Below are 15,043 nucleotides of genomic sequence, written 5' to 3'. Positions count from 1 at the left end.
AAGCATTCTATAGGATTTACGAGTAATACGGCGTATAAACTCTAATGACCAGACCTCTATATGGAATTCATACATATTGTGGGGAAATAAGCGAATTCTAAAGATTGTTCGCATCATAACGCTTATGTTACGGTTATAAAGATGCTAATTTGGAGGGAAAATATGAATTCTGAAGAGAGAAATATCAAAATCAAGATAAATAATGTATCTAAAATTTTCGGTAAAAATGCTAAAAAAGCATCTCAAATGCTTGAAAACGGGAAAACAAAAAGAGAGATCCTAAAAGAGACCGGCGCAACAGTTGGTGTCAATCGAGCAAATTTTGATGTTTATGACGGCGAGATATTTGTCATCATGGGGCTATCAGGGAGCGGAAAGTCCACACTTGTGCGGATGCTAAACAGGTTAATCGAACCAACCTCCGGTGAAATTTATATTGATGGGGATATGATAACAAATATGTCAAAGGATCAATTGCGTGAAGTCAGACGGAAAAAGATCAGCATGGTTTTCCAAAACTTCGCATTGTTCCCGCACCGTACAATTCTTGAGAACACAGAGTATGGTCTTGAATTGCAAGGTGTAGATAAAGAAGAGCGCAGACCAAAAGCGCTTGAATCTTTAAAGCTTGTTGGACTTGAAGGCTTTGAAGAGCAATACCCAAATCAATTAAGTGGTGGGATGCAGCAGCGTGTTGGATTGGCACGTGCGTTAGCAAATGACCCTGACATTTTATTAATGGATGAAGCATTCAGCGCACTAGACCCATTAATTCGTAAAGATATGCAGGATGAATTGCTTGAGCTTCATACATCTGTAGGAAAAACGATCATTTTCATTACCCATGATTTAGATGAGGCGCTTCGTATTGGCGACCGCATTGTGCTCATGAAGGACGGAAATATCGTTCAAATCGGAACACCAGAAGAAATTCTGATGAACCCATCGAATGAATATGTTGAACGCTTCGTTGAAGATGTTGACCTTTCTAAAGTATTAACCGCTGGTCATATTATGAAACGTGCAGAAACAGTTCAGATTGATAAAGGGGCACGTGTTGCGCTTACGCTCATGAAAAACCTAGGGATTTCGTCTATCTATGCGGTAGATAAGAAAAAGCATTTATTAGGTGTCATTTCTGCCCAAGCAGCGAAGAAAGCAGCAGAAACGGGAGCGTCGCTTGAAACGGTTCTCGATAAAGAATTTACGACAGTGTTGGAATCTACGTATTTGACAGAGATCTTTGATGCGGTGTCTGATGCGAACATTCCGATTGCCGTTGTCGATGAGAAAAACAGAATGAAGGGCATTGTGGTCAGAGGTGCATTGATTGGTGCATTATCAGGAAATGATGAGTATATCAACATGTCTTCTAACAAGCTAGAGGAAATTAAAGCACAAGAGCCTTCTGCACAGGAGGTAGAATAAGATGTTTAGTATGAGTGATTTACCTAGAATTCCGTTTGCGGAATATATCGATCGATTTGTTGACTGGTTAACATTAACGTTTGGTGGTTTCTTTGATGGCATCACAAATGGATTAGCAGGAACAGTCAATGGGATTGTGGCTGCACTTGGCGTCATTCCATCCATTATTTTAACTCTTATTTTTGCCGGCATTGCTTGGTGGATCAGTACAAGAGGAGTTGCTCTTTTCACACTTATTGGATTTTTACTGATCGACTATTTAGGCTACTGGCATCCAATGCTTCAAACACTTGCGCTCGTTTTGACCGCTGTGGTCATTTCTATTGTGATCGGGGTTCCGATCGGTATTTGGGCATCACAGAAGGAAACTGTGCGTAAAATTGTGACACCTATTTTAGATTTAATGCAGACAATGCCTGCATTCGTTTATCTATTACCAGCGATCTTCTTCTTTAATATTGGTGTTGTTCCTGGGGTTGTGGCATCGGTTATCTTCTCCATGCCGCCAACGATCCGTATGACCATTCTCGGTATTAAACAAGTACCAGCTGATTTAATTGAAGCAACCGAAGCATTTGGTTCAACGACATTCCAGCGTTTATTCAAAGTTCAGCTTCCACTTGCAACAAAAACCATCTTAGCTGGTATTAACCAAAGTATCATGCTGGCTCTATCAATGGTCGTTATTGCAGCAATGGTAGGTGCACCAGGACTTGGTTCAGAAGTATATAGTGCGGTAACCCAGCTGAAAACCGGTATTGGTTTTGAAGCAGGTATTGCCATTGTTATTGTGGCGATTACACTTGACCGTATTACACAAAACATTAAAACGAAAAAAACCAGGGGGAATGCTTAATGTGGAAAAAGTCTCTCTACATTGGGATGACCGCCCTGCTTGTCTTTTTACTAGCCGCTTGCGGTGCGCAGACAGATTCAAATGCGAGTGCAGCACAGCAGGTGAATAAAACCATTATCGGAATCGATCCAGGTTCAGGGATTATGGCACTGACAGATCAAGCGAAAAAGGATTACGGCTTAGAGGATTGGACGGTTGTGTCTGCATCAAGTGCAGCTATGACGGCAACACTCAAAAAATCTTACGACCGTAAAAAGCCAATCATTATCACTGGCTGGAATCCACACTGGATGTTTTCCCGTTATGATTTAAAATATTTAGATGATCCAAAAAAATCTTACGGTGAAGCGGAAGAAATTCATACGATTTCACGTAAAGGCTTTGCAAAGGATCAGCCGGAAGCAGCCAAAATGCTTAGTCAGTTTAAATGGTCTCAAGATGACATGGGCGAAGTCATGATTGATATTCAAGATGGTGTGAAACCAAAGGATGCTGCCATAAAATATGTGAAAAAACATAAAGACCAAGTAGCGAAATGGACAAAAGGCGTGAAAAAGTCGAATGGTGGAAAAGTCAATCTTGCCTACGTTGCCTGGGATAGTGAGATTGCAAGTACCAATGTCGCGGCAGAAGTATTGCGTGAACTCGGGTTTAAAGTGACTTTGACTCAGGTTGAAGCAGGTCCAATGTGGACAGCAATTGCAACCGGAAGTGCAGATGCATCATTATCCGCTTGGCTGCCAAATACGCATAAAACGTATGCAGCGAAGTTTAAAGGAAAATATGATGACCTTGGTACAAGTATGAAAGGCCTTCGAATGGGGCTAGTTGTTCCGAAATATATGAAGAACGTAAACTCCATTGAGGATTTGAAAAAATAGTCAATGATGTATTGGTTCCCTTATAATAGAAGGGAGCATGTGGAAAAAGCAGTCTGCTCAAAAAGCGGCTGCTTTTTTCTTATATAGAAGGATGGAGTTGTCGTCGATGATGGATAGGTCAATCATGATTTTTCTGCATGGTGGAGGAGTAAGCAGCTGGATGTGGCAGGAGCAGGTTGAAATATTTAAGGACACGTATGAATGCTTTGCCCCTGATCTCATTGGACATGGGACAAGAGCAAAAGAACAGATATTTTCAATGAATGAAAGCGCCCAAGAAGTCATCTCATGGATCAAGGAAAACGCGAATGGCCGTCAAGTGATTCTGATTGGATTTTCTTTAGGTGCGCAGATTGCCGTTGATGTGTTATCAAGAGAGCCAGATATCGTAGACATCGCTGTCATCAATAGCGCCCTTGTGATGCCTTTGCCATGGCTCCATTTCATGGTGAGACCCCTCTTGCCACTGACGTATCCATTATTAAAGAAAGATTGGTTTATCCACCTCCAAGCTGAAAAGATGGGGCTCTCGCAACATGTACTGCATCATTATGCGGCGGAATCGAAAAAATTGCAGAAGAAAACCCTTCTTACGATGTTTCAAGAAAACCTCCATTACAGGCTCCCAGACACGTTTCAGCAAGCAAAGGCACGCATTCTTGTCACAGTGGGAGAAAAAGAAAAAGGCATTATGACACGGTCAGCAAAAAAAATAACAAATTCACATCCGAAGGCAACAGGCGTCATCGTTCCCGGTATTGGACATACATTTACTTTTGAGAAAAAAGAACTTTTCACAGAAATGATCAAAAGCTTTATAGAGGCACGTGCATTACCAGTGGAATTAACGGAAATCCAGTAGCCGTGCCCATCAATAAGAGAAGACGAGCATAAAAGAGGCGGTGATCTCTTAGAATCTGTATGATATAGGTATAAAACGCTTTCAGTTTGTGTGCCATAGAAGGAGGAGCTATGAGTAAAAACTATATCATATTCGGTGCAAGTCAAGGATTAGGAGATGCTTTTGTAAAGGGTCTTCCTTCAAGTGGAGATACAGTTTGGATTGTGTCGCGAAGTGAACCAAGTAGTTTGAACATAGATGACGGTGTACATAGAGTTTGGCTAAAAATCGACTTATCAAGCCAAACGCATATCCCTTATATGCTCGAAGCACTGGAGAACAAGACGATTGATGTACTCATCTATAACGTCGGCTTATGGGAAAAACGAGGCTTTGAAGACGATTATTCCTTTGATTACGATCAGCCAGAGGATATTGCGCACCTAATTAATGTGAATGTCACCTCAACCATTACGTACATCCAGGCACTACTTCCGCACGTAAGGAAATCAGAGAATGGGAAAATCATCGTGATTGGCTCAACGGCTGGACTCGATCATACAAACCTGCCGCAAGTCTCGTTTGTTGCATCTAAATTTGGCCTGCGCGGAATTGTGAATGCGCTGAGAGAGCATGTGAGAAAAGATAAAATATCTGTCACCTGTATCAATCCAGGAGAGCTGGCGGCGGAGGTTCCGTATGAGGAGGGAGCCGAAAAAGCCATTACTCTATATGACGAAACGAGAATCCCTGTCCAGGACATTGTGGAGCTTGCTAGATGTGTGATTCACTTATCAAGGGTATCATGTGTGAAAGAAATCAACGTTCCAGCCATGACAGATTTGAATGCGTAATATAAAGCGACCACCCGCCCTGAAGAGAAGGCGGGTGGCTTTTTCATTTTATGATGAATGCTGCTGGAGTGTTTGATAGACAGCTTCAGTCAAAATCTCAATGCCGGTAAAGATTGCAGAGCGGTCGAAGGTCATGTACGGATGATGAAGACCTGGCTTTAAATCACAGCCTAAACCGAGCATCGTAGATTTGATATGCGGAAGCTTTGCTGCATAAAAGTGAAAGTCCTCTCCACCTGTTGTGACGATTGGGGGATCAAGCTGCTCTTGTCCTAAAACCTGTTCAATCGCATGAGACATGATCTGGACAGCTTCTTCATTTAAGGTGGCGGCAGGCAGACGATGGTCTGTTGAAAGTGTAATGGAAGCACCAAAGGCATCCGCTACAGAATGAACCGCTCTTTCAATTTCTTTTTCTAGCTCATCCATTACTTCGTTTGTTTGCGCCCGTACATCTAATGTAAAAGAAGCTTTGCCAGGAATGATGTTTGAACTGCCCCCGCCAGCATGTAAATTGGTCATTTTCACAGAATGGGCGACTCGTGGATCGACATGGATATGCGCGAGTCTCTGCACGAGGGTTGAAGCCACTTCTATTACGTTGACGCCAAGGTGTGGACGTGCCCCGTGCGCTTCCTCTCCAGTAATTGTGCCGACATAATGATTACTTGATCCGTGCAAAATAGCAGGGGCGCAGCGTCCGTTTAATGTTTCTTGAATTGGGCGCACATGTACGCCATATAAGTAATCGACATCTGCCAGCACACCTTTTTCAATCATTTTCAGCGCACCGCCGCCTCTTTCCTCGGCAGGCTGAAAGATGAAACGGATCGTGCCGTTTGGGCGTTCTTTTTTCTTTAATGCCATAAAGGTGCCAAGAGCCATTGTCATGTGTGCATCGTGGCCACATGAATGATTGGCTTGAAACTCTCCATCTACTTCCTGCCAAAGTGCATCAATATCGGCTCTCACAGCGACCACTGGTGCGCCTTCTCCAATTTCACCGATCACCCCTGTACAGTCGTCAAATGTTTGAGTTTTGCAGCCTAATTTTTTCAATATATCTTCAATATAAGCGGTCGTTTCTGTTTCTTCCCAGCTTATTTCTGGGTGGGCATGCAAGTGTTCAAAGATGTCTGTCACGGTTTGTTTCATTTCGTTTGTCAAAGTTGTCATGAAGAGCCTCCTTGCTGACAGATAATCTGCCAAAACATTATTTTAGTGAAATAATATTGATCTTAAATATCAACAGTGTTTATAATATAACACATCATTTGATTATTCTGAAAATTAAGTGAAATTCCGATCGGGACAAAGGGGTTTTGACACATGAAAACAGCGACAGTATCAGCACCAGAGAAACAGAAACGAAAACTTCAAATGCCGGATGCGTATGTTCTCTTATTTATGATTGCACTGATTTGTACCATAGCAACGTATTTCGTACCAGCGGGTGAGTTTGACCGAAAGACATCTGGGGAGATCACAACAGCCGTTCCTGGCAGTTATCACCGCATTGATCAATCACCAGTGAGTCCAGTTGGCTTTTTCACTGCGATACAAGAAGGAATGGTAGGGTCCTCTTCTATTATTTTTCTGATTCTATTTACGGGCGGAACCATTGCCATTTTGGAGAAGACAGGTGCTATTAACGGGATGATTCACCATGTCATCAGCCGGTTTCAAACGAAGCAATTATTGTTTATTTGTATTGTTGGGGGATTATTTTCAGTCCTTGGAACGACCGGAATTGTCGTGAACTCTGTTATTGGGTTTATTCCAATCGGCATCATTGTGGCACGATCCTTGAAATGGGATGCTGTAGCAGGAGCGGCTGTCATATACATCGGCTGTTATGCAGGGTTTAATGCAACGATTTTATCTCCATCTCCATTAGGTTTATCACAAACGATTGCAGAGCTGCCGATCTTTTCTGGCATTGGCCTGCGTGTCATCATTTATCTTTGTTTTCTTATTTCTAGTATCGTGTACATCTATTTATATACAAGACGTCTGAAGAATAAAGAAAAGGGAAGCATTCTTGGCGATCAATGGTTTCCTGCTAAGGGGCTTGGCGGAGCCGATGCGGAATCTGTGGACAAGCCTGCATTCACTGGCAGACATAAGCTGATTTTAGCGGTGTGCGGATTGTCTCTTGGAGGGTTCTTATATGGCGCACTTCAGCTTGGCTGGACCGATAAGGAAATGGCGGGTGTGTTCATTTTTATGGCAATTGTAGCTGGATTGCTCGGGGGATTAGCGGCCAATGATATTGCGAAAACGTTTATTGTCGGCTGTCAAAGCCTTGTATACGGTGCACTTATTGTTGGGATGGCACGCTGTATTTCGGTCATTTTAGAAAATGGGAAGCTGCTTGATACAGTGGTCAACGGCTTGGCGAGTATGCTGACAGGCTTTAGTCCAATTGCTGGTGCGATCGGGATGTATATTGCGAGTGCGCTTCTTCACTTTTTGATTTCATCAGGATCAGGAGAAGCCGTTGTCTTTATCCCGATTCTTGCGCCGCTCGCTGATTTAATGGGCATCACAAGACAGGTAGCTGTAGAAGCGGTAATGCTTGGTGAAGGGGTGGTCAACTGTATCAATCCGACTTCTGGTGTGTTGATGGCTGTGCTTGCTGCAAGTGGTATTCCTTATGTAAAGTGGCTGCGTTTTATGGTCCCGCTTGCCCTCATTTGGTTTGTCATTGGTCTTGTATTTATTTGTATTGGGGTCATGATCAACTGGGGCCCTTATTAAACATGTATGAAGCTGCCGAAGAGCGTTTGGCAGCTTTTTTTGTGGAAATATGTATGGAGCCAGCGCTTTGAAAGCACAATAAATGTGTTCACAAATTCGCTACATATTTTTTTTGAGCAACCCCCTTGCAAAAGTTTGTGAAATGTTGCACAATAATAATGTGAAATACTTCACATATCAAAAACAACCTAGTTTTACTCAGGAGGATGAGATAAATGACAAACGAAAAAGTAAACAAAGTAGCCCTTATTGGAGCAGGTTTCGTCGGCAGCAGTTATGCCTTTACATTAATAAATCAAGCGATCACAGATGAATTGGTTGTTATCGATTTAAATCAAGACAAAGCAATGGGTGACGTCATGGATTTAAACCACGGGAAAGCATTTGCCCCGCATCCTGTGAATACTTGGTATGGAGATTATGAGGATTGTAAGGATGCAGACATTGTATGTATCTGTGCTGGCGCAAACCAAAAGCCAGGTGAAACAAGACTTGACCTTGTTGAGAAAAATTTAAATATATTTAAGGGCATTGTAGACAATGTGATGAAAAGCGGATTTGATGGTATTTTCTTAGTTGCTACGAACCCAGTTGATATTTTGACATATGCGACTTGGAAATTCAGTGGACTTCCAAAAGAACGAGTGATTGGCAGTGGTACGACGCTTGATACGGCAAGATTTAGATACATGCTCAGTGAATACTTTGACGCAGCGGCACACAATGTGCATGCGTACATCATTGGCGAGCATGGAGATACAGAGCTTGCTGTTTGGAGTCATGCGAATATCGGAAGTGTACCAATTACAGAATTAATGAAGAGAAATGATCAATACAAACAAGAAGACTTAGATGAAATCATGGAAAATGTCCGTCATGCCGCTTACCAAATTATTGAGAAAAAAGGCGCTACTTACTACGGCGTAGCAATGAGTTTAGCCCGCATTACAAGAGCGATCCTGCACAATGAAAACAGCATTTTAACTGTCAGCACTTACTTGGATGGTGAGTACGGAGCAGAAGATGTCTACATTGGTGTACCAGCCCTTGTGAATCGAAATGGCGCAACAGAAGTGATGGAGCTTGCACTAAACGACACGGAGAAAGAAAAATTTGCACACAGTGTGAATGTGTTAAAAGGTATTTTGGCTCCTCATTTTTAATCAATCAAAAGCAACCTATCTGAGCAGAAAAGGATGAATCACTATGTGGCAGCAAATATATAATCCGTTTGGTAATGAATTCGTCAGTGCATTGGTGGCAATGCTCCCAATCTTATTTTTCCTACTTGCATTAACCGTTTTTAAGTTAAAAGGTGTTTTAGCCGCTTGTTTTACCTTAATCGTCAGTTTTGTAACAGCTGTTTTCTTCTTCCATATGCCAGTTGAAAAGGCATTATCTGCTGTGCTGCTCGGTATATCTAATGGGCTGTGGCCGATTGGATATATCGTGATCATGGCGGTATGGCTCTATAAAATTGCAGTGAAATCTGGTAAGTTCGATGTCATTCGTTCTAGTATTGCAGGAATCTCTCAAGATCAACGTCTTCAGCTCTTATTAATTGGTTTTAGCTTTAACGCATTTTTAGAAGGAGCTGCTGGGTTTGGTGTACCGATTGCGATCAGTGCCGCTCTATTAACAGAACTTGGGTTTAAACCGCTGAAAGCTGCGATGCTCTGCTTAATTGCCAATGCTGCATCTGGTGCATTTGGTGCTGTGGGAATTCCAGTGATTACAGGGGCACAAATGGGCAATATGACACCGCTTGCGTTATCTCAAACCCTTGTATATACGATCCCGTTTATTTCATTCTGTATTCCGTTCCTGCTCATTCTGATTGTAGATGGATTCAAAGGAATCAAAGAAACTTTGCCAGCCTTGCTTGTTGTGAGTGGAACCTATACCATTTTGCAAGCTGTCACCATGGTGACGATGGGTCCTGAGCTTGCCAATATTATTTCTGCCTTAGCAAGTATGGGAATTTTGGCTTTATTTCTTCGGAAATGGCAGCCAAAACACATTTATCGTGAAGAAGGAGCGCCAGATATTGAACAGAAACAAACGTATCGCGGCGTTGAAGTACTGAAAGCATGGTCTCCGTTCTATATTTTAACTGCTGTTATTACAGTATGGAGTCTGCCAGCATTTAAAGCATTGTTTGCTGTAGGAGGACCGCTTAACTGGACGACCATTTTAGTGAAAATGCCATTTTTACATCAGCAAATTGTGAAATTACCACCAATTGCACAAACGGAAACACCTATTGATGCGATCTTTAAAATTGATGTCATCAGTGCAACGGGTACTGCCATTCTGATTGCGGTGATGCTGACAGGGCTGTTTAGCAGACATATTACATTAACAGAAGGTGCTGCCTGCTTAAAAGCAGCGGTGAAAGAGCTTTGGGTCCCTGTTCTTACCATTTGTTTTGTCATGGGCTTTGCCAACCTGGCGAACTTTGCTGGACTAAGTTCTGCGATTGGACTTGCTCTTGCCAAAACAGGCGATTTGTTCCCGCTTGTCAGCCCGGTGCTTGGCTGGATCGGCGTGTTTATTACGGGGTCTGTCGTGAGTAACAACGCCTTATTCGGTAACCTTCAAGCGGTCACTGCTTCTCAAATCGGCTCACAGGCAGGTTTGTTAATTGGGGCGAATACGACCGGTGGTGTGATGGCGAAATTAATTTCTCCACAATCTATCGCTATCGCTACAGCAGCTGTTGGAGAAACAGGGAAAGAATCTGAGCTCTTCAAAAAGACCGTGAAGTACAGCTTCATCCTGCTCGGCATTGTATGTATATGGACATTCATTCTTGCTCAATTTGTATAGGTTGATAGATTAAAAAAGACTGAGATCTCTCTCAGTCTCAGCGTGTAGACAAACCCTCGCATTCGGTGTCAGGTCTGCGCTTCGGTGCTCACGAATGTCAAATTCTCTCCGCAAAGGTAGCCGTCCTTCCTAGGGCTGCAAAGGTTTTCTATCACGCTGAAAAGAAGACAAAGAGCTAAAATGATTTTGATTTTAGCCCTTTGTCAACAATCTGAAAGACTGAGATTTCTCTCAGTCTTTTTCTTTATGTAGATTCTCTTGTCACGAGCCGGGTAGGCAGCTGGATATGTTCGCGCTGTAATGGTTTTTGATCTTGCAGAAGTGCGATCATTTGCTGTACAGACTGCTGGCCAAGCTCTACGATCGGTATGTCAATCGTGGTGATCGTTGGAGCTGTCACTTCGCATATGTCTTGGTTGTCATAGCCGATGACCGCTAGATCATCGGGGATTTGATAGCCATATGAAATGGCCTGTTTAATGAGCCCTGCTGCAACTTGATCATTGCCGGTGAAAATGGCATCAGGCGTATCTGTCATGTGATGGATGACCTCCATTAAGCGAAAGCCGTCTTCAATGGTAAAAGCCTCTCCAAACAGCCAATCATCTTGCAGCGGCAAACCATGAGCAGAGAGTGCATCAAGATAGCCCTGTTTTCTTTGTTTCTGCGCTTCACTGCTTTCTGTATCAAAGCAAAACCCAATCGATTTTCTACCCGACCGAATCAAGTAGTCCACCGCTTTATAGGCGGCTTCCCGTTCATCGTATCCAATAATCGGGATGTTTGCTGTTTGGTGATATTCATTTGCCATCACAATGGGTCCGTTCGATAAAAATGGCTCGATCTTTTCCCACTGATTTTCTAACGCCCCCAATATGACCCCATCTACTTCTTTTCTTTTTAATAATTGAAGCCCTTCAAGCTCTAATGCTCCTTGATAAAACGTCTGGAGCACGATGGCTTTATATCCTTGATCCAGTGCTTCCTTTGAAATGCCTTTAATCAATTGTGCAAAAAAAGGATGGTCCACAGCTGGAACAGACACAGCAATGGTTTTTGTCTGATGTGACCTTAGTGTGCGGGCTGCTGAACTCGGTGTATATTCCATTTCTTTCATCACCTGTAAGATGAGCTGCCGCTTTTCTTCTGCCACATATGGGTGATGGTTTAGCACTCTGGAAACGGTGGTGGTTGAAACCCCGCAGCGTTTGGCAATTTCATAAATTGTACACATATTAACAAATCCTTTACACAAAGTTATTGTTCTGAAATCGATAACATCATTTACAATGTGAAACAAGTTAAATATTAACAAAAGGAATTGATTAATTGGAGGGAATGGAATGCAAATATTGACGAAGATATCAGGTAAAAGCAAGGATTATCTTCCTTTGCTGGATATGATCAATCAAGGTGTTCAAGTAAAAGCCGATTCAGTTGAAAAGCATCTAGCAAATGAAAAGCTGGTGACGTTCCTTGAGCAAGATATAGAGCGCACAGGTTTGGAAAAAATTCTCTTCCATTATAAACAAAATAAGGAAAAAAAGATACCGTTTCTGCCAGTTGATAAACTGATTTCAGAGGATGAAATCGATGATATTATGCTGGTGTTGAAGGAAGTATTGAGCTCTGGCCGTTTTACTTCAGGGCCATATATTCCGACCTTTGAAAAGGCGATTGCTGAGTACTTAGGGAAAAAATATGTCATAGCCACGTCAAGTGGAACAGATGCCTTGATGATCAGTCTCATATCGGCAGGCGTCCATCCGGGAGACGAGGTAATTTTGCCAGCCAACAGCTTTGCTGCAACAGAAAATGCAGTGCTTGCCATTGGGGCTGTTCCGGTATATGCCGATATCGATCCAGAAACATACTGCCTCGCACCGAGTGAAATAGAGAAGCATATCACAGATAAAACGGTATGCATTCTACCGGTTCATTTATATGGAAAGCAAGCGGATATGAAGGCTATTTCGGCGATTGCGAAACAGCATGGGCTGAAAATCATTGAAGATGGCTGTCAAGCGATTGGCAGCAGCGGCCTTGGTGCTTATGGAGATGGACTTGTTCTCAGCTTTAATCCATACAAAAACCTTGGGGTCTGCGGCAAGGCAGGCGCCATCGCTACAAATGATGAGGCCTTAGCGGAAAAATGCATGGAGATCAGCTATCACGGCTTTGAAGCTGGAAAGAAAAATGTCAAACGCAGTGACTACGGCTTTAATTCCAAAATTGATAATTTGCAGGCAGCGATCGGACTCGAACGAATGAAGTATTTAGGACTGCAAAACTTTAAACGTTTTTACTTAGCCAAGCGATATATTGACCAGCTGCAAACGCTTGAGGATGAAGGATACATGAAGCTTCCGAAGCTGACGGATGATCATGTATGGCATCTATTCCCGATTAGAGTACTGAAGGGAGAGCGAGATGAACTGGCAGCGAAATTGCTGGAAATGGGCATAGAGACGGATGTCTATTACCCGATTCTATCGCATCAGCATCAAACAAATCTTGTTGCTCAAAAATATAGACAAACAACACTTCCACACACGGAAAAAGCAGCGCAGCAATTACTTCACTTGCCGCTTTATCCAGGAATGCCGCTGCAAGATCAGGAGAAGGTCATCGAGGGGGTTCAACATGTTATCAAGTCTTCCATTCAATAAAAAATTGCTGAATCAGCCGAAGAATCCGCAGTGGATCGTCTTCTGTGATTTTGATGAAACGTATTATTCTCACGGAATGACAGAGGAGCAGAGAGAGAATGTCAAGCAGCTGGAAGCCTTTGTAGCAGAAAAGAGTGAAGCGGGACAGCTCTTGCTGGGCTGGGTGACGGGAAGCAGCCTCGATTCTGTCACGAGCAAAATGGAAAAAGGCGGGTTTTATCAATTCCCGCATTTCATTGCGTCGAACTTAGGGACTGAGATTGTATATACGTCGGATGATCATTTTGGACAGCCAGATACAGAGTGGATGAAGCGGCTGGATGCACAGGGCTTTTCAGATGAAAAAATCGAAGACATCCTGGAAACTATCCGAGAAAAGGGCATTTCCCTTAGACCGCAAACGCAGCTGGGCAGTTCAGGGTATAAGAAGAATTTCTATTATCAGGAGCAGGATGAACGGACGGATCTTCATCATCTATCATTTATCCAAACACTGGCTAAAGAGCGAGGTGTGGCGGTCAACATCAACAAGTGCAACCCGCTTGCAGGAGATCCTGCGGATTGCTATGATGTCGATTTTTTACCAGTAGGAACAGGGAAGGATGAAATTGTTCGCTTTATGCTGAACCAATATGATCTATCGAAAGATCAAGGCTTTGCGTTTGGTGATAGTGGGAACGATTTGCGGATGCTTCAATCCGTCACGCACGGTTTCCTTGTCCGAAATGCGACAGGCGAAGCCAAACGGCACCATCACCAAATTTGTCATCATGGGTATGCAAAAGGAATCTATGAAACACTGAAAACAGTGATGTATAAACATGAGGAGGCACATTCATGAAGAAAATTGGAATTGTTGGAGCAGGGAATATTGCAAAAGCACATGCAAGAGCATTATCAACGATCAAAGGTGCAGAATTATCCGGGGTCTATGATTTGCATGAGTCGGTCGCACAGGGATTCATTAAACAGTACGGCGGACGTGTGTATTCAAGTATCGAGACACTTGCAGATGCATCTGATGGGTTGATCATTGCTTCTCCTAATTTTTGTCACAAGGACCATGCCCTTCAGTCGCTAAGAGCAGGACAGCCGATTTTATGTGAAAAACCGATGGCTGTGTCGCTGAAGGAAGCGAAGGAAATGGTGGAGACAGCCAAACAGTTCCAGGTTCAAGCCAGTATGGGCTTTAACTATCGTTATTTATCCTTTGTGAATATATTGAAGAACTTGATTGCCAATGGTGAATTAGGCCGCATTTTGACCGTCAGAACTCATTTTAAGAAAAACAGTGCCCTCAGAAGAAAGACATTTTCATGGAGAGACAGCGGCGAAAGTCTGCGTACGAGTGGTGCACTAGGGGATCTTGGCATTCATTTGATTGATATGCTGTGGTACATATTTGGCAGTGAAATGAAAAAAGAATCACTTAACACCAAGATGCTGACACATGTAAAGGAAAAAGAAGAGAAAAAGGTTCAGGTGGATGATCATACTGAAATTTTCGGGCAGATGGAGAATCAAGTGTTCTTTCATTTGGTGACATCCAAAAGCACGCAGCCTGAAGAATGTGGATTTAGTGTAGAAGTCGTTGGTCATGACAAGGTATTCAAATACCATACGAACATGAAAAACGAATATGAGATTAGTGATGGATTGTGTGTGGAGCGTCATCAAATGCCGCAAACTTTGCTGACAGATCCGCCAAATGAATTTTACGGATGGTCCGATACATTCCGCGATCAGCTGATGCATTGGGTGAATACTGATTCATACCCATCTCATATGAAGGTCGCTGACTTTGAAGATGGTTATCGCGCACAGGCTGCGCTCAATACATGCTTTGAGAGGGAAGAGGCAGTCGTTTCTGCCCAGGCATATTAAAGAGGTGGAGCGGAGGATGTTATGACTCCGCTCCTTTTTAG

Annotated in this window: 13 protein-coding genes; 11 read left to right on the top strand and 2 right to left on the bottom strand. The window is 43.0% G+C overall.

Annotated features, from left to right (window positions below; genetic code table 11):
- The first annotated feature begins 162 nt into the window (after window positions 1–162).
- The 5 genes from opuAA (at window position 163) to V6Z54_RS05695 (ending at window position 4,860) form a co-directional block, all read left to right on the top strand.
- Window positions 163–1,428, top strand: coding sequence for a glycine/proline betaine ABC transporter ATP-binding protein OpuAA (opuAA, locus tag V6Z54_RS05715; RefSeq protein ID WP_039176292.1), 1,266 nt, complete (start codon window positions 163–165; stop codon window positions 1,426–1,428).
- 10 nt (window positions 1,429–1,438) lie between these two features.
- Window positions 1,439–2,284 (top strand): glycine/proline betaine ABC transporter permease subunit OpuAB, encoded by an 846-nt coding sequence (opuAB, locus tag V6Z54_RS05710; RefSeq protein ID WP_041089307.1) that lies wholly within the window; start codon window positions 1,439–1,441, stop codon window positions 2,282–2,284.
- On the top strand, window positions 2,284–3,165 hold the full coding sequence (locus V6Z54_RS05705; RefSeq protein ID WP_073978622.1) for a glycine betaine ABC transporter substrate-binding protein: 882 nt from the start codon (window positions 2,284–2,286) through the stop codon (window positions 3,163–3,165). Before opuAB ends, V6Z54_RS05705 begins: the two co-directional genes overlap by 1 nt.
- A gap of 106 nt (window positions 3,166–3,271) precedes the next feature.
- A complete protein-coding gene (locus V6Z54_RS05700) occupies window positions 3,272–4,027 on the top strand; it encodes an alpha/beta hydrolase (RefSeq protein ID WP_338527800.1) in 756 nt (251 codons plus the stop codon).
- A 110-nt stretch (window positions 4,028–4,137) separates the two neighbouring features.
- Window positions 4,138–4,860 carry an SDR family oxidoreductase gene (locus V6Z54_RS05695; protein ID WP_041088937.1) on the top strand — a complete coding sequence of 241 codons (723 nt, stop codon included), beginning with the start codon at window positions 4,138–4,140 and terminating at the stop codon, window positions 4,858–4,860.
- A 48-nt stretch (window positions 4,861–4,908) separates the two neighbouring features.
- Here V6Z54_RS05695 and V6Z54_RS05690 read toward each other — a convergent pair whose 3' ends face one another.
- Window positions 4,909–6,036, bottom strand: coding sequence for a M20 peptidase aminoacylase family protein (locus V6Z54_RS05690; protein WP_041088939.1), 1,128 nt, complete (start codon window positions 6,034–6,036; stop codon window positions 4,909–4,911).
- A 153-nt stretch (window positions 6,037–6,189) separates the two neighbouring features.
- Between V6Z54_RS05690 and V6Z54_RS05685 the strand changes: the two genes are divergently transcribed.
- The 3 genes from V6Z54_RS05685 (at window position 6,190) to V6Z54_RS05675 (ending at window position 10,449) form a co-directional block, all read left to right on the top strand.
- Entirely contained in the window at window positions 6,190–7,620 is a 1,431-nt protein-coding gene (locus V6Z54_RS05685; protein WP_073978618.1) for a YfcC family protein, read from the top strand.
- A gap of 215 nt (window positions 7,621–7,835) precedes the next feature.
- A complete protein-coding gene (locus V6Z54_RS05680) occupies window positions 7,836–8,783 on the top strand; it encodes an L-lactate dehydrogenase (RefSeq protein WP_041088942.1) in 948 nt (315 codons plus the stop codon).
- A 43-nt stretch (window positions 8,784–8,826) separates the two neighbouring features.
- Complete coding sequence (locus tag V6Z54_RS05675; RefSeq protein ID WP_041088944.1) at window positions 8,827–10,449, top strand: L-lactate permease; 1,623 nt, start codon at window positions 8,827–8,829, stop codon at window positions 10,447–10,449.
- Between the two features lie 244 nt (window positions 10,450–10,693).
- Here the strand turns inward: V6Z54_RS05675 and V6Z54_RS05670 are convergent, their stop codons facing one another.
- Window positions 10,694–11,683: a LacI family DNA-binding transcriptional regulator gene (locus V6Z54_RS05670; RefSeq protein ID WP_338527799.1), complete on the bottom strand. Its 990-nt coding sequence runs from the start codon at window positions 11,681–11,683 to the stop codon at window positions 10,694–10,696.
- 109 nt (window positions 11,684–11,792) lie between these two features.
- Between V6Z54_RS05670 and V6Z54_RS05665 the strand changes: the two genes are divergently transcribed.
- Genes V6Z54_RS05665 through V6Z54_RS05655 form a run of 3 tightly spaced genes read left to right on the top strand, consistent with a single transcriptional unit; the run spans window position 11,793 to window position 15,002 of the window.
- Window positions 11,793–13,118, top strand: a complete 1,326-nt coding sequence (locus V6Z54_RS05665) for a DegT/DnrJ/EryC1/StrS family aminotransferase (protein WP_073979526.1) — start codon at window positions 11,793–11,795, stop codon at window positions 13,116–13,118.
- Window positions 13,093–13,959 (top strand): HAD-IIB family hydrolase, encoded by an 867-nt coding sequence (locus tag V6Z54_RS05660; protein WP_075612335.1) that lies wholly within the window; start codon window positions 13,093–13,095, stop codon window positions 13,957–13,959. Before V6Z54_RS05665 ends, V6Z54_RS05660 begins: the two co-directional genes overlap by 26 nt.
- Window positions 13,956–15,002, top strand: a complete 1,047-nt coding sequence (locus V6Z54_RS05655) for a Gfo/Idh/MocA family oxidoreductase (RefSeq protein ID WP_041088953.1) — start codon at window positions 13,956–13,958, stop codon at window positions 15,000–15,002. Before V6Z54_RS05660 ends, V6Z54_RS05655 begins: the two co-directional genes overlap by 4 nt.
- Window positions 15,003–15,043 lie beyond the last annotated feature (41 nt).

The organism is Bacillus sp. MAG717A, assembly GCF_036884855.1.
In the GTDB taxonomy this organism is placed as follows: domain Bacteria; phylum Bacillota; class Bacilli; order Bacillales; family Bacillaceae; genus Bacillus; species Bacillus safensis.
Note: the sequence above shows the minus strand (reverse complement) of the source record. Positions and strands in the feature narration are given on the sequence as shown.